Origin of the sequence: Acetobacter sicerae (genome assembly GCF_011516765.1) — a bacterium.
GTDB classification, from domain to species: Bacteria; Pseudomonadota; Alphaproteobacteria; order Acetobacterales; family Acetobacteraceae; genus Acetobacter; species Acetobacter sicerae.
Genome location: NZ_JAAABN010000002.1, coordinates 1 through 20236 on the forward strand (window position 1 = coordinate 1; position 20236 = coordinate 20236).

Annotated in this window: 15 protein-coding genes, 1 tRNA gene and 2 pseudogenes; 10 read left to right on the plus strand and 8 right to left on the minus strand. The window is 56.0% G+C overall.

Annotation, left to right across the window (positions count from 1 at the left end):
• Window positions 1–64: 64 nt before the first annotated feature.
• Both GVI59_RS02580 and GVI59_RS02585 read right to left on the minus strand, forming a co-directional pair.
• On the minus strand, window positions 65–781 hold the full coding sequence (locus tag GVI59_RS02580; RefSeq protein ID WP_206752362.1) for a class I SAM-dependent methyltransferase: 717 nt from the start codon (window positions 779–781) through the stop codon (window positions 65–67).
• 781 nt (window positions 782–1562) lie between these two features.
• A pseudogene (locus tag GVI59_RS02585) lies at window positions 1563–2322 on the minus strand (IS5 family transposase).
• A 430-nt stretch (window positions 2323–2752) separates the two neighbouring features.
• Here GVI59_RS02585 and GVI59_RS02590 point away from each other — a divergent pair.
• The 8 genes and pseudogenes from GVI59_RS02590 to GVI59_RS02625 all read left to right on the plus strand — a co-directional run bounded on the left by GVI59_RS02590 (window position 2753) and on the right by GVI59_RS02625 (window position 12393).
• A complete protein-coding gene (locus GVI59_RS02590) occupies window positions 2753–3685 on the plus strand; it encodes an ABC transporter substrate-binding protein (RefSeq protein ID WP_173572764.1) in 933 nt (310 codons plus the stop codon).
• A gap of 19 nt (window positions 3686–3704) precedes the next feature.
• Window positions 3705–5663: an ABC transporter permease subunit gene (locus GVI59_RS02595; protein ID WP_173572765.1), complete on the plus strand. Its 1959-nt coding sequence runs from the start codon at window positions 3705–3707 to the stop codon at window positions 5661–5663.
• Between the two features lie 28 nt (window positions 5664–5691).
• Window positions 5692–7278, plus strand: coding sequence for a choline dehydrogenase (locus GVI59_RS02600; protein ID WP_173572766.1), 1587 nt, complete (start codon window positions 5692–5694; stop codon window positions 7276–7278).
• A 4-nt stretch (window positions 7279–7282) separates the two neighbouring features.
• The gene (locus GVI59_RS02605; RefSeq protein WP_198912143.1) at window positions 7283–8347 is read left to right on the plus strand and encodes a quaternary amine ABC transporter ATP-binding protein; all 1065 of its coding nucleotides are present in this window, start codon (window positions 7283–7285) and stop codon (window positions 8345–8347) included.
• Between the two features lie 15 nt (window positions 8348–8362).
• Complete coding sequence (locus GVI59_RS02610; RefSeq protein WP_173572767.1) at window positions 8363–9847, plus strand: aldehyde dehydrogenase; 1485 nt, start codon at window positions 8363–8365, stop codon at window positions 9845–9847.
• Between the two features lie 95 nt (window positions 9848–9942).
• Complete coding sequence (locus GVI59_RS02615) at window positions 9943–11067, plus strand: aromatic ring-hydroxylating oxygenase subunit alpha (RefSeq protein ID WP_173572768.1); 1125 nt, start codon at window positions 9943–9945, stop codon at window positions 11065–11067.
• Between the two features lie 249 nt (window positions 11068–11316).
• Window positions 11317–12068, plus strand: a pseudogene (locus tag GVI59_RS02620) (IS5 family transposase).
• 22 nt (window positions 12069–12090) lie between these two features.
• Window positions 12091–12393, plus strand: a complete 303-nt coding sequence (locus GVI59_RS02625; protein ID WP_338422052.1) for a cupin domain-containing protein — start codon at window positions 12091–12093, stop codon at window positions 12391–12393.
• Window positions 12394–12532: 139 nt separating this feature from the next.
• Here GVI59_RS02625 and GVI59_RS02630 read toward each other — a convergent pair whose 3' ends face one another.
• On the minus strand, window positions 12533–13180 hold the full coding sequence (locus GVI59_RS02630) for an SOS response-associated peptidase (RefSeq protein WP_173572769.1): 648 nt from the start codon (window positions 13178–13180) through the stop codon (window positions 12533–12535).
• A gap of 12 nt (window positions 13181–13192) precedes the next feature.
• Complete coding sequence (locus tag GVI59_RS02635; protein ID WP_242012910.1) at window positions 13193–15295, minus strand: ATP-dependent helicase; 2103 nt, start codon at window positions 15293–15295, stop codon at window positions 13193–13195.
• Between the two features lie 157 nt (window positions 15296–15452).
• On the opposite strand from GVI59_RS02635, the gene GVI59_RS02640 reads away from it, so the two are divergent.
• Window positions 15453–16217 carry an ImuA family protein gene (locus GVI59_RS02640; protein WP_173572770.1) on the plus strand — a complete coding sequence of 255 codons (765 nt, stop codon included), beginning with the start codon at window positions 15453–15455 and terminating at the stop codon, window positions 16215–16217.
• A gap of 240 nt (window positions 16218–16457) precedes the next feature.
• Here the strand turns inward: GVI59_RS02640 and GVI59_RS02645 are convergent, their stop codons facing one another.
• The 3 genes from GVI59_RS02645 to GVI59_RS02655 form a co-directional block, all read right to left on the minus strand.
• The gene (locus GVI59_RS02645) at window positions 16458–16769 is read right to left on the minus strand and encodes a helix-turn-helix domain-containing protein (RefSeq protein ID WP_173572771.1); all 312 of its coding nucleotides are present in this window, start codon (window positions 16767–16769) and stop codon (window positions 16458–16460) included.
• Between the two features lie 353 nt (window positions 16770–17122).
• Window positions 17123–17212: transfer RNA gene (locus tag GVI59_RS02650), tRNA-Ser, on the minus strand.
• Window positions 17213–17431: 219 nt separating this feature from the next.
• On the minus strand, window positions 17432–18472 hold the full coding sequence (locus GVI59_RS02655; protein WP_173572772.1) for a lipid A deacylase LpxR family protein: 1041 nt from the start codon (window positions 18470–18472) through the stop codon (window positions 17432–17434).
• Window positions 18473–18902: 430 nt separating this feature from the next.
• Between GVI59_RS02655 and GVI59_RS19265 the strand changes: the two genes are divergently transcribed.
• Window positions 18903–19622 (plus strand): cold-shock protein, encoded by a 720-nt coding sequence (locus GVI59_RS19265; RefSeq protein WP_173572773.1) that lies wholly within the window; start codon window positions 18903–18905, stop codon window positions 19620–19622.
• Between the two features lie 119 nt (window positions 19623–19741).
• Here the strand turns inward: GVI59_RS19265 and smpB are convergent, their stop codons facing one another.
• Window positions 19742–20236 carry an SsrA-binding protein SmpB gene (gene smpB, locus GVI59_RS02665; protein WP_173572774.1) on the minus strand — a complete coding sequence of 165 codons (495 nt, stop codon included), beginning with the start codon at window positions 20234–20236 and terminating at the stop codon, window positions 19742–19744.

Here is a 20236-nt window from a genome sequence, read left to right on the forward strand (position 1 = left end):
ACCCGCCGCCAGAAGCAGAATATCGTCAATATTCCAGATCGGGCTCCTGTGGGATGACTGAATTCTACAAAATGACCCGAAATTGCCTCAAGTGTGAGAAATCCGCGTCGATTCTGCCCTGAGCGTCAGCCTCATTCTCACATAGTCTACCTAGGCGGGAAAAGGCTGAGAAAGCCTGCATCCAGAGGCTGTTATCAGCCTGCAGTGCGTTAAGGGCTAACACCTCTTCCGGAATGTTCTTACCTACCAGCACCACACCAAGACCATTGGAATGGGTAAACCAGAAGCAAGGATATTGATGCTTTAGATCCTCGAAAAATCTCCAGACGCCGAAATTATTCTTGATGACGCTCGTGTCATGGAGGATTACGACACCTCGATCGGATAGTTTTGGTCGCCATTTTTCGAAATCGTTTTTAACGGCCTCATAGGTATGAAAACCGTCTATGTGAAGAAGATCGATTGACCCATCAGCAAACCCGTCAAGGGCTTCATCAAACGTGGATCGGATCAGAGTGGAAAAATCTGGAAAATGATTGCTGTTATAGGCATCTACTTCACGGAAGATATGACCGCCATAAAAACCACCATGCTCATCACCTTCCCAAGTGTCGACTGCATAGGTTTTTGTATTTAGTCCAAAATTTTGAACTGCGTGACAAAAGTTAAAATAGGAATTGCCGCGGAATGTCCCTAATTCGACAATAGTTGATGGTTTGAGAGCATTTACCACCCAGTATGCGAAGGGAATATGGCCTGCCCATGGACCAGGATAAGTCACATAATACGAATCCTGCAAGGCAGGCATAAGGTTCAGCAATGGAGCGGCCACAATGTCCTCGCGCGTATGGTGCAATAACTTTTATCCCGAATATATCACACAGAACGCGAGGGAAAGATACCTTCACGTTACAACATTAATTCAAATAACATCTAACATACTACCTGAATATTTCTAATCGAAGCCTGACAGCAGGGACAGGGTGCTCTTTCGCCGTCGACAGACTAGAACATTATAGGCGCAGGTTTCTCTTCTTTGCTCAATTTACTATGTAAGAAACTTAAATCGCTCATTGAGTGGTCCACTCGGTCGTGCTTACTGATATATCTATTTAGTATACATCCATGTAAACACGGAAGATATCCCTCAAGATCTTCCCCTTAGTCCCTAGAACTATTAATTTATTGAATTGATCTCACTGTTGTGATCTGCAGGAGCATGAGAAGAGGGATCGCGTGTTTTTGCTGTCCGAGCGCTTGGTGAAGCGGATTAAGCCGCCATACCAGAGGGTCATGCCCCCCCGGCACGGCGGCGTGGATGACTGGCTTTAGGATTGATTCTCAACTTACGGCAATCGCAAGTTGAGAACAAAGCGGGTCTAATAGGCTATATTTAATGAACTTTTTTCGGCACACGCATGACCTCTCACTGAAATAAATACCCCCTGCCCTCCTAAAGCGTGGAGCTTATGCATCCAAAGCTATGTCCGCTTCCGCCCTCGTTGCGGACGCCGAAGCGCAGTCTTGCGTTTCCTTGAAGCGGACGTCACGACGGCGTGTCGTCAGTTAAGGAGGATGATGATTGAGGCGAACTGCACGGCTGCAAGGAAGGTCGATTTCAGTTTATCGTAGCGGTTTGCGATAGCGCGAAACTGCCTGAGTTTATTGAAGAACCTCTCAACATGGTTCCGTTCGCGGTAGAGAGAAAAATCGGTTTTCCGTCGTGTCGTTCTGTTACGTTTTGACGGGATGACCGGGGTAATCCCGCGCTGTATCAGCCGATCGACCAACCTGTCCGCGTCATACGCCCTGTCAGCAAGGAAAGCATCCGGGCCGATGTTTTCCAGAAGCGGTTCCGCCTGGGTGATGTCGGCATCCTGTCCCGGTGTGATGTCGATCTCCACCGGATTGCCCAGAGCGGCGCAGATGGCATGGATTTTTGTGCTCAATCCGGCTAGTGAGCGTCCGATGGCCTGATCCACCCCCCCCCCTTTTTGAGAGCTCCAGCACTATGCTGACGCGCCCGGACAATTGTGCTGTCGATCATCATGTATTCGTTGTCGTGATCAGCGGCCAGATAACGAAATATCCGTTCGATGATGCCGCTTTCACACCAGCGGCGCAGACGCCGGTGCACATTTTTCCAGCCCCCGAAACGGGCAGGAAGGTCGCGCCATGGAATACCCGCGCGATAGCGATACAGCACCGCCTCCACGAACAGACGGTTGTCCGCAGCTGTGCCGCCGATATGACCTTCACGAGACCGGGAAGAAGGTCCTTTATCCGCTCCCACTGGTCGTCGCGTAAACTATAGCGCCGCATTTGTCTGTCTCCCCCAAAAAACGGGAAAACAGTCAGCACACGCAGATACAAAGTACAACCCTTACATACTACACTCAGGGCTTAACTGACGAGACGCCGTAAATATAGGCTGACAGTTCGCGTAGATTGTGATGCCACAGCACCATACCCAAGTTATCAAAAACATCATATCAATATTTCTTATTTATACCAAAATCTGAAAATAATTCGAAATTACGCATTTTGGCAAAAAACTCACATTCAAATTACTCTCTCTTCTGTAGCAAGCTCACCCATACACTCAGATAAACGGAACCAGAAGGTCAAAAAAAACAATTATACTTAACCTGAATGATCGGTCTATCTGTATGATAAGGCACACAGAGCGCCTCAAGTGAGCGCACATTCATATAGTTTCGATACCGAATCGAATTGTGATGAGGAGAGAGACATGTCTTCACGTATCTGGGGCGGGCGTCTTCTGAAGGCCGCTCTCGTAGCCTGTCTACCCATAACGACCTCAATTGCCATGGCGGCAGTGGAATCCAACGATCCGATCGCCATCGCCCAACATGATTGGGCTGGCAGTGAATTCAGTGCTTTGCTGCTTTCCCGACTGCTGCAGACAGCCGGTTACAACACCAAAATTATTACCATCGATGCCAGTTCCGTGAACACGGCACTGGAAAACGGGGATATCACTTTTCAGCCTGAGGCGTGGACCACAAGCCATCCTGAAATTGAAAAGCTTCTGACCGAGAAGAAGGTAACGGAAGTGGGTGAGAGTGGTCTCGTCGGCATGGACCGTTACTGGTACCCGCTCTACGTCAAGGAAAAATGTCCCGGTCTTCCTTCCTATAAGGCGCTCAACGCCTGCGCAGCTCTGTTTGCCACTCCAGAAACGGGGTCCAAGGGCCGTCTGCTGGTTTACCCGGAAGACTGGGGCGGGAATGATGAAAAGCGCGTCGAGAATCTCGGGCTGAATTTCGAAGTCGTGCACGCGGGCTCTGAAGCGGCGCTGCTGGCGGAGGTAAAGGCGGCCGTTCAGCGCCATCAACCCATTCTCACGTGGCTGTACGAACCTCACTGGGCGCCTGTGGCGTTCAAAGGGGAGTATGTGAAGCTTCCGCCCTATACCAAGGAATGTATCGAAAGCGGCAGTTACGCCTGTGAAAAGCCTAAAGGCCCGATCCTCAAGCTGGCCTATAATGGTGCAAATGCGAAATGGCCTGGCGCCTACAAAATTTTCAAGGCCATGACCCTGAATAACCATGAATATGGGCAGGCGCTTGAGGAAATCAGCCTTGATGGCAAGACATCCGATTCCGTCGTAACCGAGTGGATGGATCACAACAAGGACAGGTGGTCAGCCTGGCTGAAGTGAATTCACGATGTCCGTATCCATGATGTCAACAGAACCAAGCGCTGCGGGCCGGTGGAACGGCCGAACTGTGATCCTTCCAGTCGTTCTGCTGCTGATCGTGACGTTGTGCGCGAATGCGGGAAACATACTCCCGCACTGGCTGGTAGTGTGGCCGCGTGAGGCCATGCTTCCCCTATCGACGGCCATCGGGAACGGGTTGGACAGACTGGCGCGATGGCATGTTTTTGCGGGAATCACCGTCAAGGACATGACACGCGCTCTGGCCGGGCTCATTGCCTGGCCAGCCAATCTTCTGGAAGAAATCCTTGTTGATGGCGTGTCCCGCGGGACTGGCGCCGCGAAAGCAGAGGTGGCGCCCCCGCTGTCGTGGCTGGGTGTGTCGCTGGCGACCGTCTGGTTCGGATGGCGGCGTGGCGGCGTGGCGCTGGCCGGACTGGCTTTGCTGACAGCTCTTTATCTTCTGGGATTGGGACTGTGGCAAAGCGCCATGCAGACACTCGCCCTGCTGGGTGTGGCCGTGCCATTCGGCCTTGCGCTCGGGTTTGGTGCTGGCGTGATTCTGTGGCGTCAGAAACGCGTGCAGGCTCCCGCACTCCTGATACTCGACCAATTACAGACGATCCCGATTTTTGCCTATCTTGTTCCGCTTGTCGGATTTTTCGGGTTGGGATCAGCCACCGCCATTCTAGCGACCGTCATCTTCACAGTGCCGATCATGGCGCGCACGACGGTTTCGGGGCTGACCCGTGCGGAGACCGCATTCGGCGAAGTCTCCGATTCAATGGGGTGCCGCTTCGGGCAGCGACTGTTCCTCATCCTTGTGCCTGCCGCACGCCAAGAACTGCTGACCGGCGTCAACCAGGTCATCATGTTGTCCTTTTCCTGCACGGTGCTCGCTTCGCTCGTGGGAACGGCTGGACTGGGATACAATATCCTGATCGCCCTGCGGCAACTCAACATCGGGCGCGGACTGGAAGCCGGGCTGGGCGTCACCATTCTGGCCATTCTGCTCGACCGCTTCTGTGCGACGCGATCCGTGACGCGCGCCTGTGGCGCGGGCTGGCTTGATCTGGGCATAGCCTCGCTGCTTCTTCTTGTTCCTACCCTCATCGGTTTTCATGAAACCGCGCTCACGCATTTTCCCGATAGCTGGCGCTTGTCCTCGGGCAGTGTGGTCGACAACGCTGTGGAGTGGGTCAACGTCAATCTTTTCTGGCTCACGGATGACATCAAGGCGTGGCTTCTGATTCATGTGCTCATGCCGCTGCGCGATGAAATGCAGACGCTCTCCTGGAGTGGCGTGGTGCTGTTTCTCGCGTTTCTGGGCTACTGCGCGCGCGGCTGGCGCGGGATGCTTCTGGTGGCGGCTCTCGCCACATTTCCAGCGGCTGTCGGGGTGTGGAAGCCCACAATGATGACGGTCTATCTGTGTCTGATTTCAGTAGCGATAGCGACCCTCATCGGACTGCCGGTGGGCATCGTGGCCGGAAAGTATCCACGTTGGGGACGCCTCATCCTGACCACGTGCGATCTTCTGCAGACGCTTCCAGCCTTTGTCTATCTCATACCGGTGATCATGTTTTTTGGCTCCGGTGATTTTTCCGCCTTTGTCGCCGTCGTCGTGTTCGCCATGTGTCCGGTCATTCGTTTCACGGCGCTGGGCATCCGCGAAGTGCCTCTTTCCTTGCAGGAAGCAGGACGTCAGCTCGGCATGACGGAGGGGCAGATGTTGCGCAAGGTCGAACTTCCCATGGCCCACTCGCACATCCTTCTCGGCGTCAATTTTGCCGTGAACATGGCTCTGGCGATGCTTGTCGTAACCGCATTGATCGGCACGCGGGACCTCGGACGTGAAACCGTCAATGCCTTGTCGCATGTCGATCCCGGTCAGGGGCTGACCGCAGGACTGGCCGTCGCCAGCCTTTCACTGATCGCCAATCAGATCATTGGCGGGTTTGCGGGTCGGCAGCCGCAGTAATCATGCATCCAGAAGATGGAACAGACGAATGACTCACACCTATATTGTCGTTGGAGCTGGATCGGCCGGATGTGTTCTGGCTGCACGGCTGAGCGAAGATCCGACCGTCAGCGTACTGCTTCTTGAGGCTGGCTCCCGCGATGCTCATCCGCTGATCCACATACCGGCGGCGCTTCCAGCCGTGGCGCCGCGGGCTTCCCTGAACTGGGGATATTATACGGAACCCGAAGCGGAACTGAACGGCCGCCGACTGTTCTGGCCACGGGGCAAGGTGCTTGGTGGCAGCAGCGCCATCAACGGCATGGTGTATACGCGCGGGAATGCCGGCGATTACGATGCGTGGGAACAGCTTGGTGCGACAGGGTGGAGTTATGAAGATGTACTCCCATATTTTCGCAAGAGTGAGACCAACGTGCGTGGCGCAAGCCGGTATCATGGTGCGCGGGGGCCTCTGCATGTCACGCGGGGTGTGAGAACCTCCGAACTGTGCGATCTTTTTATCGAAGCCGGTCTACAGGCAGGATATCCCTACAATGAGGACTTCAACGCAGCCGATCAGAACGGCTTTGGTGATTTTGACGCCACCGTATGGAAAGGACGGCGCTGGAGCACGGCAACGGCTTTTCTGAAACCTGCTCTCAAACGCCCCAATCTTACGGTTGTCACGGGCGCGACAGTGAGTCGGCTTCTGTGGACCGGAAATCGGGCCGTGGGTGTGGAATATGTGCGTGGACGTGATGTTGTCAGGACTTACTGTGAGGGAGAAGTCATTCTCTCTGGCGGCACCATAAATTCCCCGCAGATTCTTCAGCTTTCGGGAATTGGTCCTGCTGATGTCCTGCGTGGACTTGATATTCCCGTCATGGTGGACAGTCCTGAGGTCGGCAAAAACATGCAGGACCATCTGTGTGTGTGCCTGATGTCGCGGATTACCGCGCCGATCAGTCACTACAAGTGGCTCCAGCCGACGGCGGCGATGAAAGCGGTGTTGCATTATGCGCTTGGGCGCAAGGGAGTTGCTGCTCAGGCTCCTCTGTCAACAGGCGCATTTTTCCGAAGTGCGGAAGATCAGAAATATCCTGATATCCAGCTTCATCTGACACCGGCTCTGGTCACCAGCCATGACAGTGGGTGGCCAAGCGAACATGGTATGACCGTCTATATCAACCATGCTTATCCCGAGAGCCGTGGCGCGATCATGATTTCCAGCAATGATCCGCTGAAACATCCAAAAATCATGGCAAATTACCTGTCGGCATCGGGCGATATTGATATTCTTCGTGATGCAGTAAGAAAGACCCGTGACATTCTTTCCGGTTCAGTATTCGATGGTGTGCGTGGCAGTGCGATTACCCTGCATGACGGGAACGTCACGGACGCCGAAATCGATGCCTTCATTCGGGCAGAAGCCGAAACGGTTTATCATCCGGTTGGAAGCTGCCGCATGGGCAGTGATTCCACTGCGGTCGTCACGCCCGATCTGAAAGTACAGGGCGTGGAAGGCGTGCGTGTCGTTGACGCCTCGGTCATGCCGCGACTTATCAACGGCAACACCAATGCGCCAGCCATCATGATTGCGGAACGCGGCGCCGACTTCATCCGCAAGGGAGGCTGAGACGATGCCGCATGTGTCTGAAACAGACATGCCTTCGGCTCTCGCTCCAAAATTGCAGGTCGGGGAGTTGTGGAAGATTTATGGGACCAACGCAGAGAGGCTGGTCGGCAATCTGAACCGTGCTCCGGATGATGCCTTTCTGGAGAAGCACGGTCTCTTCGGTGCTGTGCGCGGTGTGAACTTTGATGTGATGCCCGGTGAACTGATCACGATCATGGGGCTGTCGGGCAGTGGAAAGTCCACCCTGCTGCGGGCCGTCAGTCGGCTGATAGAGCCTTCTTATGGAACGCTATTGATTGACGGGCAGGATTTTCTGGGGGCCTCGTCGCAGGAACTCATCAACATCCGGCGTCACAGGTTGGGAATGGTGTTTCAGCATTACGCCCTGCTGCCACACCGTACGGTTCTGGAAAATGTGGCGCTTCCCCTTGAAGTCCGGGGAGAAGCTCGGACTTCGCGTCTTGAAAAGGCACGCAAGACCATTGATCTGGTGGGATTGGGAAATCTCATTGACCGCTATCCGTCCCAGTTATCCGGCGGTCAGCAGCAGCGCGTGGGGATTGCACGATCTCTGGTGACAGATCCCGATATCTGGTTTCTGGATGAGCCTTTTTCGGCTCTTGATCCGCTCATTCGTCGCGAACTGCAGCAGGAGCTGCTGCGTCTGCAGAAGATCGTGAACAAGACGATCCTTTTCGTGACTCATGATTTTGACGAGGCCGTGCGTCTGGCCACGCGGATCATCGTGATGGAAGCGGGACGCATCGTGCAGATCGGCACACCCGAAGATATCGTCATGAGACCGAAGAATGCATATATTGAAGCATTTACCCGTAATATTCCAAAAGCAAATGTCGTCACTGTCGGCGCGATCGCGCGCCCTCCAACGGAGGAGGTCCTGGCTGGCATTCTGCCCGCACAGGCGCGGATCGTCGAAGTGGCGTCACGGATCCTTGCGTCATCTGGCACATTTGGAGTCGAGACGGCCGATGGGCATCGGGTTGGGATCATCGGAACGACCGACATCCTGCCATTCCTGTTTTCATCACCTGAAACACATGCAGCCTGAGAGGATATTTTCATCATGATGACACACGATGAATGGAAGAAGCGTGTAGCATCTCTCAAATTTCGCAATCAATGCTGGATTGATGGCAGAGCAGTCGATGCCGTGTCAGGCGCCACATTCCCCTGCGTGAATCCGGCGACGGGCGCAGTACTGACCGAAGTGGCGCGGGGAGGAGCGGCAGATATTGATCTGGCCGTGAACGCCGCGCGCCGGTCGTTTGCCGACCGGCGCTGGTCCGGTTTGCAACCCATCGAACGCAAGGACGTGCTGCTGCGTCTGACTGCCTTGATCCGTGATCATCTTGAAGAATTCGCTCTTCTTGAAACGCTTGATATGGGCAAGCCGATCAGCGACAGCCTGCAGTACGATGCGCCCGGTTCGGCCGCCATCCTGCAATGGCATGCCGAAGCGATCGACAAACTCTATGGGGAAATTGCCCCCACGGGCGCAGCGGATCTGGCGCTGGTTCGACGTGTGCCGCTAGGAGTCGTGGGAGCAGTCGTTCCATGGAACTATCCGCTGGAAATGGCGATATGGAAGATTGCACCGGCTCTGGCGGTGGGAAATTCGGTCGTGCTCAAACCCGCCGAGCAATCTCCTCTCTCTGCACTCCGCCTTGCCGAACTGGCCACTGAAGCGGGCCTGCCTGACGGTGTGCTGAATGTGGTGCCCGGTTTTGGCGAAGATGCCGGTCAGGCGCTTGGACGCCATATGGAAGTGGACTGCATTGCGTTCACAGGCTCGACCGCGATCGGAAAACTGTTCATGCGCTACGCGGGCGAAAGCAACATGAAGATGGTGTGGCCAGAGACGGGCGGGAAAAGCCCGAATGTAATCTTCGCCGATGCCGATCTGGAGGCAGCCGCGGCATCAGCGGCCTTCGGGATATTTTTCAATCAGGGCGAAGTCTGCTCGGCGAATTCCCGCCTTCTGGTCGAACGACCGGTCCTGACGGAGATGCTCGAACGCCTCACTGCGCTTGCCGCGGATTTCCAGCCGGGTGATCCACTGGATCCGCAGACGCATGCGGGGGCGCTTGTTGATGGACGCCACACTGACCGGGTCATGAAATTCATCGATCAGGCCAGAAAAGATGGCCGACTTGTTACAGGCGGCGAGCGGCATGTGATCAATGGTTCGGATGCGTTCGTCACTCCCACGATCTTCACGGATTTGCCAGCCGGGGCGGAACTGCTGCGGGAGGAAGTGTTTGGTCCCGTGCTGACAGTGCAGGCGTTCGATACAGAAGAGGAAGCGGTCTCTCTCGCCAATGATACAGTTTATGGATTGGCTGCTTCCGTATGGACGCGCGACCTGAGCAGGGCGCTACGTATGTCGGACCAACTTGAAGCGGGAACCGTGTCCATCAATACGGTGGATGCTCTTTCGGTGATGACACCATTTGGCGGACTGAAGCAGTCAGGCTTTGGCCGGGATCTCTCCCTGCATTCTTTCGACAAGTATTCGGCCCTCAAGACAAGCTGGATCAAGGTAGGCTGAGAACCACCGCAGACCCTGCAAGCGCGTGCAGGACGCTTGGTGAAGATTCTTGAAAAGACACGTTTCACACGTAAGATATCGTGAGGATTTCCGTAATGAACACATGCGCTGCATCTGCGGAACTGAATGAAAATGTGGCCGCTCCGTTCGACCAGGCGGAAGCGATGCCGGTCGCGGTCTATACATCGCCAGATTTTCTCGAACTGGAACAGTCGCGCATTTTCGCCGGAAGCTGGCTGTGTGCCGGCCGTACAAGTTCACTCCCCACGCCAGGCGACTATCTGACGATGACGATCGCTGATGAGCCTGTTATTGTCCTGCGGGATGCTCAGGGGGAGCTGTGTGCGATGTCGAATGTCTGCCGACATCGCATGTCCCTTCTGTTGGAAGGGAAAGGGCATGTGTCCGTCATCACCTGCCCTTATCACGCATGGAGCTACGGACTTGACGGAGCGCTTCGCGGTGCTCCGGCCATGGATCAGAACAAGAGTTTTTGCAAAGAGAAGTTCCGCCTGCCGCAGATACGTTGTGTGGACTGGCAAGGCTGGATCATGGTGACGCTTGATCCCGATCTCCCGCTACCGCAGGAGCTTTATGCGGATGTGGATCGGCTCGTGGGTTATCTGCACATGCAGGATTATGTCCAGACGTTCAGTGAACAGCATCGCTGGAACACAAACTGGAAGATTCTCGCTGAAAATTTCATGGAAAGCTATCACTTGCCCATGTGCCATTCGGGGACCATAGGAGGGTCCACGAAACTGCGCGAAATGGTGTGTCCTGAAGGTTTCCCGGCGTTCAATTATCACCACATCCTCAAGGATGATAAAGTGCCGCTGGCTCTGGCCCATCCGGAGAACACGACGCTGCAGGGGGATGACCGTCGTCGCACATGGTTGCTGGCGATCTATCCTTCACTGCTCATCACACTGACACCCGGTTACTTCTGGTATCTGTCACTGACTCCGGACGGTGTCGATCATGTGAACATTCTTTACGGCGGCGGCCTGTCTCCCGAATTTATGGCCGACCCTCAGGCGCAGGAGCATTTCGCGTCCCTTAAAACATTGCTTGATGAAGTGAACCAGGAAGATCAGGGCTGCACGGAGCGTGTCTGGAAAGGGCTGCAGAGCCGATTTGCCGTGCCCGGCACGCTCTCGCATCTCGAACGACCAAACTATGAGTTCGCCAGCTGGATTTCTCAGAAAGTCGGCATTTGATCGCAACAACTCACGCAACCTGTGGCGTTGTGTCATTTCCCGAAGCGATCATGGGACCTCTGATAAGGGAGGTTCTCCCAAAGGCAACACACACAGCCTCAGAATTTGCACACACTGTCAGTGATCGTGTGGTGTGTCGATAGCAGCCCAAAATTCCAGGGCGTGTCGTCAGTTAAGCGGGAGGATTATGACGCTTGTACTCCTGCCTGATCTGTGATGTTTTTTCCCTGTTTTTCGGGGAGAGTGTGAATGCGACGGTATGGTCTGAGCGATGGACAGTGGGAGCGGATAAAAGATCTTCTCCCGGGTCGTGAAGGTCATGTCGGCGGGACTGCTGCGGATAACCGTCTGTTTATCGAAGCCGTGTTGTATCGTTATCGCGCAGGCATTCCCTGGCGTGACCTGCCTGTCTGCTTTGGGGAGTGGAAGAACATGCACCGGCGGCTGCGTCGCTGGTGTGAAAGTGGTGTGATCGAACGGATTTTCCGGCATCTGGCTGCTGACCATGACAACGAATACATGATGATCGACAGCACGATTGTCCGCGCTCACCAGCATAGCGCAGGCGCCTAAAAAAGGGGGGCGGATCAGGCCATCGGCCGATCCCGTGGCGGACTGACTACCAAAATCCATGCCATTGTCGATGCTGCGGGAAAGGCTGTGGCTCTTTCCCTGACACCCGGGCAAAGGGCGGACATCACTGAAGCAGAGCCTCTCCTGGATGAAATCGATCCCGAGACCTTCATCGCCGACAAGGCTTATGACGCCGGTCCCCTCATCGAAAAGCTGAAGAGCGGGGGATCACACCGGTTATTCCGTCAAAGAAAAACCAATGCAATCCACGGAAAATCCGTTTTTCAATTTATAAAAAACGAAACATCATTGAACGGTTCTTCGCCACACTGAAGCAGTTCAGAGGCATAGCGACACGCTACGACAAGCTGAAATCAACCTTCATCGCAGCAGTGCAACTCCTCTCCGCTGTCATCGGAGCTAACTGACGACACGCCCTAGAGCCCTCGTGTGGCGGGTGACATCAATACGCCCCAGATTAAACTGGCAAAATTAAAGGGGATGTTCGACTGGCACCATCACGAGCATGAGGACGAACTGTTCCTGGTTGTTTCCGGAACATTGCGCATGCATTCCCTGGATCACGAGGTCGACATCGAGACTGGTGAATTCATCATTGTTCCGCATGGGATCGAGCCTTGCTCCGAGGCTTTAAGCGACGAATGTCATGTTGTTCTGCTAGAGCCCAATACGACGTTTAACACGGGCAATGTGACCACTGACGGGACCGTGCACACGCTGTCGCGGATATAATCTGAGCTCCCACTACTGAGCGTGACAGTATTGTCTCAGAAAACTTACGATTATCTCTGGGTGAAGTGGGCCAAACATATGTCCGTTTCTACCCTCGAATGACCCAAAAGCAGATATTCCGCTCTCCCCTCCCTAACTGTCACTCCAAAAGCCGCGGGAGATCGACGCAAGCAAGCATGCCATCTGACAAAGACTTCTGAAGACACAGAGCCTCTGCCACCGGTGCATTCATCCAAACATCCAGTTCATCTGGTTGCATCAGGATCACTGGCATGGCCTTCGGATGGATCGCGCCCACTTCCCGATTGGCCTCAGTGGTCAGAAAACCGAACAGGTCATCCGTCGTCTCCCCGTCCGCCAGTTTCCGCACCGACGTCCACCGGCACCAGATCCCGGCAAAGAAAGCCAGCGGCTCACCGTCGCTGCGGACAAACCACGCAGGCCGTGATTTGCCATTAGGCAAACGCTCCGGTTCCGAAAAGGCGGTCAGCGGCACTAGACAGCGATGCGCCACCCCTTCCCAGCGCTTCCACCATGTCGAGGTCGGATTGCGGATATTGGTCATACCGCGATCCACTTTATGGCCTTTCAGGTAACCGGGCGGTGTCGGCATGCCCCAGCGCGCCATGACCAGTTCACGGCCATTGTCTCCATTCCGCACAACCGGTGCCATCGTGTTCGGGTAAATCTCGGGCAATGGCTGGAGATTCCCCGTGCGATCCTCGAGGACTTTTGCAACGTCCTTGATCGCCTGTGGGTTGGAAGTCATGGAATAGAGATTGCACATCTGTCTGCTCCCTTACGACCACATGCCGCGCAGACGGGCTGCCATGTCGATCCGCACGGACTGCACCGCCTCCTGCCGGGCCTGCTCTTCCGGTTTCACGACCGGCCAGGCCATGGACTGGAACAAAGGCAGCATGTCCCGGTCGATGAAGCGCGTCCGCGAGGCATAGACATGCCGGTCGCCCCGGCTGTGCTGGCCATGCACGTAAAAACGCTGCGGTACCATGATATCGAGACTGTCCTTCGCCCGTGTCATAGCCACATAGAACAGCCGGCGCTCCTCCTCGATGTCGTCCTTCTCACCAGTGGCCAGATCAGACGGAATGCACCCATCGACCACGTTCATGACGAACACATTCTTCCACTCCTGCCCCTTGGCGGAATGAATGGTGGAGAGGATCAGATAGTCTTCATCCAGCAACGGCACGCCGGCCTGGTCGGATGTGGCATCCGGCGGATCCAGCGTCAGTTCGGTCAGAAACTTCTCTCGTGACGGATACCCCCCGGCGATCTGCTCAAGCTGCACCAGATCGGCCAGCCGCGTGGAGGCGTCCTCATGCAGCCGCTCCAGATGCGGCTCATACCAGTACCGCACAGCCGCGATCTCGCCCGGCCAGCCGACCTGATGGCTGCCGAGAGCTGTCAGCAGATTCACAAACCCCGTCCAGGCCTCGCCACTGCGCTGCGGCGCTTTCACATCCTTCAGCGCCTCGAACGGATGCGCACTCTCGCCCATCGTATCCAGCACGCGTCGGGCCGAACCCGGCCCCACGCCGGGGAGAAGCTGCAACACCCGAAAGCCCGCGATGCGGTCGCGTGGGTTCTGGGCAAAACGCAATAGCGCCAGCACATCTTTCACATGCGCGCTGTCGAGAAATTTGAGGCCACCGAACTTCACGAACGGAATATTGCGCCGGGTCAGTTCCACCTCCAGCGTGCCGCTATGGTGCGAAGCCCGGAACAGCACGGCCTGCTGCTTCATCGGTGTTCCCGCCTCCCGCTCTTCCAGCACCCGATCGGCGATGTAGTTGGCCTGCGCCGTGTCGTCCCAGATGGTGACCAGTCGCGGCTTTTCCTCCGAAGTCCGTTCGGTCCACAGATCCTTGGTGAACCGCTCGGCCGCCTCACCGATCACGGCATTGGCCGCATCCAGAATGGGTTTCGTCGAACGATAGTTCCGATCCAACGTCACGATGCGCGCCGGGGGATCGAAAGACGCTGGAAAATCGAGGATGTTGCGCACGGTCGCGGCCCGGAAGGCATAGATGCTCTGCGCGTCATCACCCACCACCGTCAGGCCTCGACCGTCCGGCTTCATGCCCAACAGGATATCCGCCTGCAGCCGGTTGGTGTCCTGATACTCATCGACCAGCACATGATCCCATTTGCCGCCGATGTCAGTGGCCAGAACGAGGTCGCTAACCATCTGCGCCCAGCACAACAGCAGATCGTCGTAATCCAGCACGCCCTGCTCCTGCTTCGCCGTGACATAGCCGGCGAAGAGCTGTTTCAACTGGGCTTCCCAGCCCGCGCACCACGGATAGTGCTTCATCAGCACATCGGCGAGCGGCACGCCGGAATTCACCACACGGGAATAGATGGCCAGACACGTGCCCTTGCCGGGAAACCGCTTTTCGGTTTTTGAAAACCCGAGATCATGGCGGATCAGATTCATCAGGTCAGCAGAATCTTCCCGGTCATGAATCGAAAACGCCGGATCCATACCGATCTGCTGCGCATATTCCCGCAGCAGCCGCGCACCGATGGAATGAAACGTCCCGGCCCAGGCCAGCACGTCGGCCAGTGGACCGGTCTTGTCGCCCAGCACGGTTTTGCAGATGCGCTCCACCCGTCGCGTCATCTCGACACTGGCGCGCCGGGAGAAGGTCAGCAGCAGGATGCGGCGCGGATCAGCCCCCGAAGCGATCAGATGCGCCACCCGATGTGCGAGCGTGTTGGTCTTGCCCGATCCGGCGCCAGCGATGACCAGCAGCGGAGATGAATCCGCCCCGCCTGCCGAGACTCCGGTCCCATGCGTGACGGCCTGCCGCTGCGCGTCATTCAGACGGGACAGATAATCGTCGTGGTCCAGGACGGGAGAAGTCTCTGAATTCAATTCCTTAAGGTACCTTCACCAATAATTCCGGGTGGTTATGCGCCCTGCATCATGCCTGAGGTGGTGCGAATTTGCATTGACTTCCATCGCCCCATCAGAACAAATCACGAACATATAATCATGAAATCCGCCTGCACAAGGGACATCGAGCCGTGACATGACTGCTGAAACCCATAAAAAACCCGGTCTTGAGACGCTGCGGGCCGCGATCAGCCGTCTCGAAGGACATAGCGACCGACGCCGCAGGATGCTGCCTTTTGGCGTGCGCGAGATCGACAGTCGCCTGCCCGGTGGCGGGCTGGCGCTGGGCGCCCTGCATGAAGTGGCCGGTGGTGGCAATGATGCCCTGCACAGTGCCGCCGCCGGTCAGTTCTGCGCCGGGATTGCGGCCCGCACGCGCGGCAAGGTGCTCTGGATCGTCACCCGTCAGGATGTGTTCGCCCCTTCCCTGAAACAGGTCGGGCTGTCGGCACGGCGAACCATTTTTGTCGAGGCCAGTTCGGACGTCGATGTGCTGGCCTGTTTCGAGGAAGGACTGCGGCATGGCGGCCTTGGGGCCGTGGTCGCGGAAGTAGCCCGCCTGTCCATGACCTCCTCACGTCGCCTGCAACTGGCGGCCGAGACATCTGGCTCTCTGGGCATCGCGATACGCCGCTGGCGACGACAGACGGATGCTGCGGATTTCGGCCAGCCGACTGCCAGTGTGACCCGATGGCGGGTGTCCGTCCTGCCGTCTGTGTCTTTGCCGGTGCCCGGTGTGGGCCGTCCCCGCTGGTTGCTGGAACTGATCCGTGCCCGTGCGGGCGAATGTGCCGATTTTGAAGTGGAGGCCTGTGATGGCAAGGGTCGTCTCTCTTTACCTGCCGCTCTGGCCGACAGACCGGATCAGGAAGCGGCTTGGACCAGACGCGCCCGCGCCTGAAACGCCGCTGGCGCTGGCCGGACGGGAAGGACGACGCCGGGTCGTGCTGTCGGTCGATCTCTCCAGATTCTATTATTGTTTCAATGCAAAAAAATCCTAATTATGTTAACTGCCATTACTTTCTCATGTAGTGTCCAAGATTTCCTCGCGTGATGCATTTAACAGAATAGTTCTCGCCTCACACGCAACCATGGGGACATACATAAAGAAGCGTCCCCATTTCGCTACAAAGCTATCTCGCTAATGAATGAGAAAGAACGTTGCCCACAGAATGGCAACGCTCGAGACTATGAAGGTCACCATACCCCAAGACAGAAAAGGAACACACGCCCGCCCACGGCCGGAGGTGGACGGCAAAACACCCACAGGCTTTATAAGCGCCAAAACATCCGCCAGTAAAAACAGTGTTTTGCGCCCGAATTTGTATTTGGTGAGCGCCCCCGCGGCGACATAACGATCAATTGTTTTCACGTGGCAATGGAGGTGAATTGCCGCCGCCTCCTTCCGGGTAACAAACGCCCCTTTTGGGACCGATATGTCTGTACCGTGCATGATACGCACTCCCAAGCCTGACGGCTGACGGCCAGCCGTCTTGTCGAAACCACCATGCTGAGGAGCATCAGGTGATCGGAGCTGTCTTGGGGAGATGTCGTACTATGACAAAGTTATCTTCGTTGGGAAGGTATGAGGATGACGTGGAAGGGTAGTTAAAGATAAAGCTCCTCAGCAAAATCTCGTTTTGTTCTATCAGAACCCAGCTCTTATTACCAACATAAATTATCAGGAGCGGTTCTTACGCCGCCCGACGCCGCAGGAAACCGCAAACCATAAGATGGGATGCATGATGGGACCAATAAGAAGATGGTCCATAACTATTTGTTTTTATTGGAAAATTTATCACCTGATGGCGGATGGGGTGGGATTCGAACCCACGGAACGCTTGCACGTTCGCCGGTTTTCAAGACCGGTGCCTTCAACCGCTCGGCCACCCATCCAAAGAAGAAACGCCATACGGTGACGGGCTTATGCGACAAAAACCCGTCAAACGCAATAACCAGATCGGAGGCTCATTTTGCCGCGTGAGCCCGGACCTTTTCAGCCGGAAAAAACTTCACTTACCCGGCTGGAAAATCACGAACAATCCCGTTCTGCTTCTCATATCCCGCATCATACAACGAGAATATCAACAAGCGGTATATCTGTCCCCACCACGATCAGAACTTGGCGGAAACATTCAGCGAGCCATAGTTGAACAGACCAGAGCGGGCCGTCGTGAACTCCTGAGTCTGCCAGACCTGACTGTAGGATACTCTCAGACCGTAAAACATGACGGCGACACCGGCATGAATTTCGCCCACATCCCATTTCTTGTTCACATGCGGCGAGTTCTTCCGGAGCGTGTTGCCTTCCAGAGTCGCATCATAAGCAACGGCATTACCGGTCACGCCACCGAAGAAATACCACGCGACAGGGCGCGTCTGCTTGTAGGCATCCGTGCCGTCCGTTCCCGCGCCAATGGTCGGAACACCGAAATCACTGTCGAGTCCCTGACCGAAGCGGAATGTGTCGCCGATGGTGCCCGCGATACGATAATCACCGATACGGGCCGCAGCAGACGGCAGCATGTCGAAAGACAGCCCGTTGGAACCACCAATCGTTCCCAGCGGCAGTCGCCAGGTCCGTCCCGCCTGAACCTGAAAGATGGGCTGGTTGGCGAGCTGATGGTGCCATCCCAGATTGGAGGTGTCGCCAATGGCGCCATGGAACCCGTTCTGGAGCTGTCTGCCCAGTGCGCCCGGTCCCATAATACCCAACTGAATGCCAAACACGCTCCGCGACAGATCCGTGTCGTTGATCATGTTGATGGTGCCAAGCAGCAGCCCGGCATAGGGCCGGTCACGCGGAGAGGGATTCGGGGTCTGCGTGTCGCTTGGCGTGAAGATCAGCTGCTGCACACCCAAGCTCATGCGCTGCATTCCCTCACCGAGAAGCGTTCTGTTGATCAGCGCGAAAGGCCCCGGCAGGTTGTCCGTGCCCGAGGTCCAGTTAATCCTCAGACCACTGGTGTAATACTGGTCGGAAGTCCCCTTCAGGGTCGTGACCGCATCGTTTTCGCCCTGCAACGTCCAGGTGCCCTGCTTGTCCTGAAGCGGTGTCGCGTGAGCGCGGGAGAAACCTGATGCGCCCAGAGCTGTCCCTATCAGAAGCGCAAGAGGTTTCTGAAGAGAAAGACGGCGAGCTGGACGAGAGAGCATATTTCCGATTCTCCGCATGACCGCTCATCGCAAACGGTATGGTTGGGCTTTTCTTCTCCTTGTGTGCCGTGAAAAATGTCAACACAAAAGCCCTCTCAGCTATTTTGCCTCCCGAAACTCACGTTTTCGTGTTTACCTGAGACGCCAACAAAGGCATTTTTCCGGTTTCAGAGCCCCGAAAAGGTCATCGTTGCAAGAAATTCATCCCGAGGAAGGGTAAATTCGCAAAAAGGCAGTAGCATTCGCCTCTGTCCTTATGCTTTTCTTCTTTCTGTTCAGACCGTCTTTCGGCGGTGTGGGCGCCGGACCCAGGATGAGACATCGTACATCAAAACAGAGCACCGTATCTGGCGCGCTGTTTCTCCCGACCCGGTTTTATTCACAGGGCGATTTAAAAAAAATCGCCAGTCAGACCTCGGGATCAAGACCGTTGAGAAGTAACAGGACCGACCGCAGCTCCCGCTCCCCCCGCCGCGGCGGATTTGACGACGATTTCATGAGCGCGCCGTCGCCATATGATCGTGGAAACTCATCCCCCTATGGTGGTGGTGACCGCGGTGGCAACAGTGGTGGTTATGGAGCCCCCCGTCGGGCAGCAGGACCGCAGGTGATCGCATCCGGACCGGAAATTGAAGCCACCGTTAAGTGGTTCAATGGCGAGAAAGGCTTCGGCTTTGTCGAACTCGCCGATGGTTCAGGTGACGTATTCCTCCACGCCAACGCACTTTCACAGGCTGGTCACGACAGTGTCAGCCCCGGCGCCACGCTTCAGGTCCGCATCGGACAGGGCCCCAAGGGCCGTCAGGTTGCTGAAGTGATCTCCGTTGACGAGAGCACGGCCCAGCCAGAGCGTCCGCGTCAGGCCGGCGGTTTCGGCGCCCCGCGTCAGGCTGGTGGTTTCGGTGGTCGCTCCCCGCGTCCGGCTCCCGATCTGTCCAACGCTGAAGACATCCGCGGCATCGTGAAGTGGTACAACGCCACCAAGGGCTTCGGCTTCATCACACCGGAAAGCGGCGGCAAGGACATCTTCGTTCACGCTTCCGCACTGGAGCGCTCAGGCGTTCAGACGCTGAACGAAGGTCAGAGCACCAACGTGAAGGTCGTTCAGGGCCAGAAGGGGCCAGAGGCTGCCGAAGTCTCTTTTGACTGATCCCGAACGGAACGGGCGTCTGTTAAAACAGGCGTCCCTCCATAAAAATACCGCCGCCTCAATGAGTCGGCGGTATTTTTATATCTAAAGGAGAAAATCTCTCAGAAAAGACGCGGAACTCAGTAATCGCGTCCCTTGTTCCGCATAAGCCGCGCCTTGTCGCGCTGCCAGTCACGTTCCGCAATGGCGTGACGCTTGTCCTCTTTCTTCCGTCCCTGCCCGATCCCCAGCGTGATCTTGGCCAGTCCACGAGCATTGAAGTGGATATCCAGCGGCACGAGACTGATACCATCCCGGGCCACCTCTCCCAGCAGACGATCCACCTGCTTGGCGTGCAGAAGCAGCTTGCGCGGAGCACGCGAGTCGAAACGCGACAGCACGCCGCCCTGATATTCCGGAATATAGCTGTTGAAGAGCCAGATCTCGCCGTTGCGTTCACCAGCATAGGCTTCCGTGATCGTCGCCCGACCGAACCGCAGGCTTTTTACTTCCGGTCCCTTCAGAACGATCCCGGCTTCAACCGTGTCGATAATCGTATAATTGAAGCGGCCCTTTTTGTTCTGCGCGGCAATGCCGTGCGAAATCAGACCAGACTTCTTTGCTGCCTTTGCCAT

Excerpts from the sequence above, each read along its gene's own strand:
- GVI59_RS02590 (WP_173572764.1), top strand. The coding sequence starts at position 2,753 with ATGTCTTCACGTATCTGGGGCGGGCGTCTTCTGAAGGCCGCTCTCGTA.
- GVI59_RS02595 (WP_173572765.1), top strand. The coding sequence starts at position 3,705 with ATGATGTCAACAGAACCAAGCGCTGCGGGCCGGTGGAACGGCCGAACT.
- GVI59_RS02600 (WP_173572766.1), top strand. The coding sequence starts at position 5,692 with ATGACTCACACCTATATTGTCGTTGGAGCTGGATCGGCCGGATGTGTT.
- GVI59_RS02605 (WP_198912143.1), top strand. The coding sequence starts at position 7,283 with ATGCCGCATGTGTCTGAAACAGACATGCCTTCGGCTCTCGCTCCAAAA.
- GVI59_RS02610 (WP_173572767.1), top strand. The coding sequence starts at position 8,363 with ATGATGACACACGATGAATGGAAGAAGCGTGTAGCATCTCTCAAATTT.
- GVI59_RS02615 (WP_173572768.1), top strand. The coding sequence starts at position 9,943 with ATGAACACATGCGCTGCATCTGCGGAACTGAATGAAAATGTGGCCGCT.
- GVI59_RS02630 (WP_173572769.1), bottom strand. The coding sequence starts at position 13,180 with ATGTGCAATCTCTATTCCATGACTTCCAACCCACAGGCGATCAAGGAC.
- GVI59_RS02640 (WP_173572770.1), top strand. The coding sequence starts at position 15,453 with ATGACTGCTGAAACCCATAAAAAACCCGGTCTTGAGACGCTGCGGGCC.
- GVI59_RS02645 (WP_173572771.1), bottom strand. The coding sequence starts at position 16,769 with ATGCACGGTACAGACATATCGGTCCCAAAAGGGGCGTTTGTTACCCGG.
- GVI59_RS02655 (WP_173572772.1), bottom strand. The coding sequence starts at position 18,472 with ATGCTCTCTCGTCCAGCTCGCCGTCTTTCTCTTCAGAAACCTCTTGCG.
- smpB (WP_173572774.1), bottom strand. The coding sequence starts at position 20,236 with ATGGCAAAGGCAGCAAAGAAGTCTGGTCTGATTTCGCACGGCATTGCC.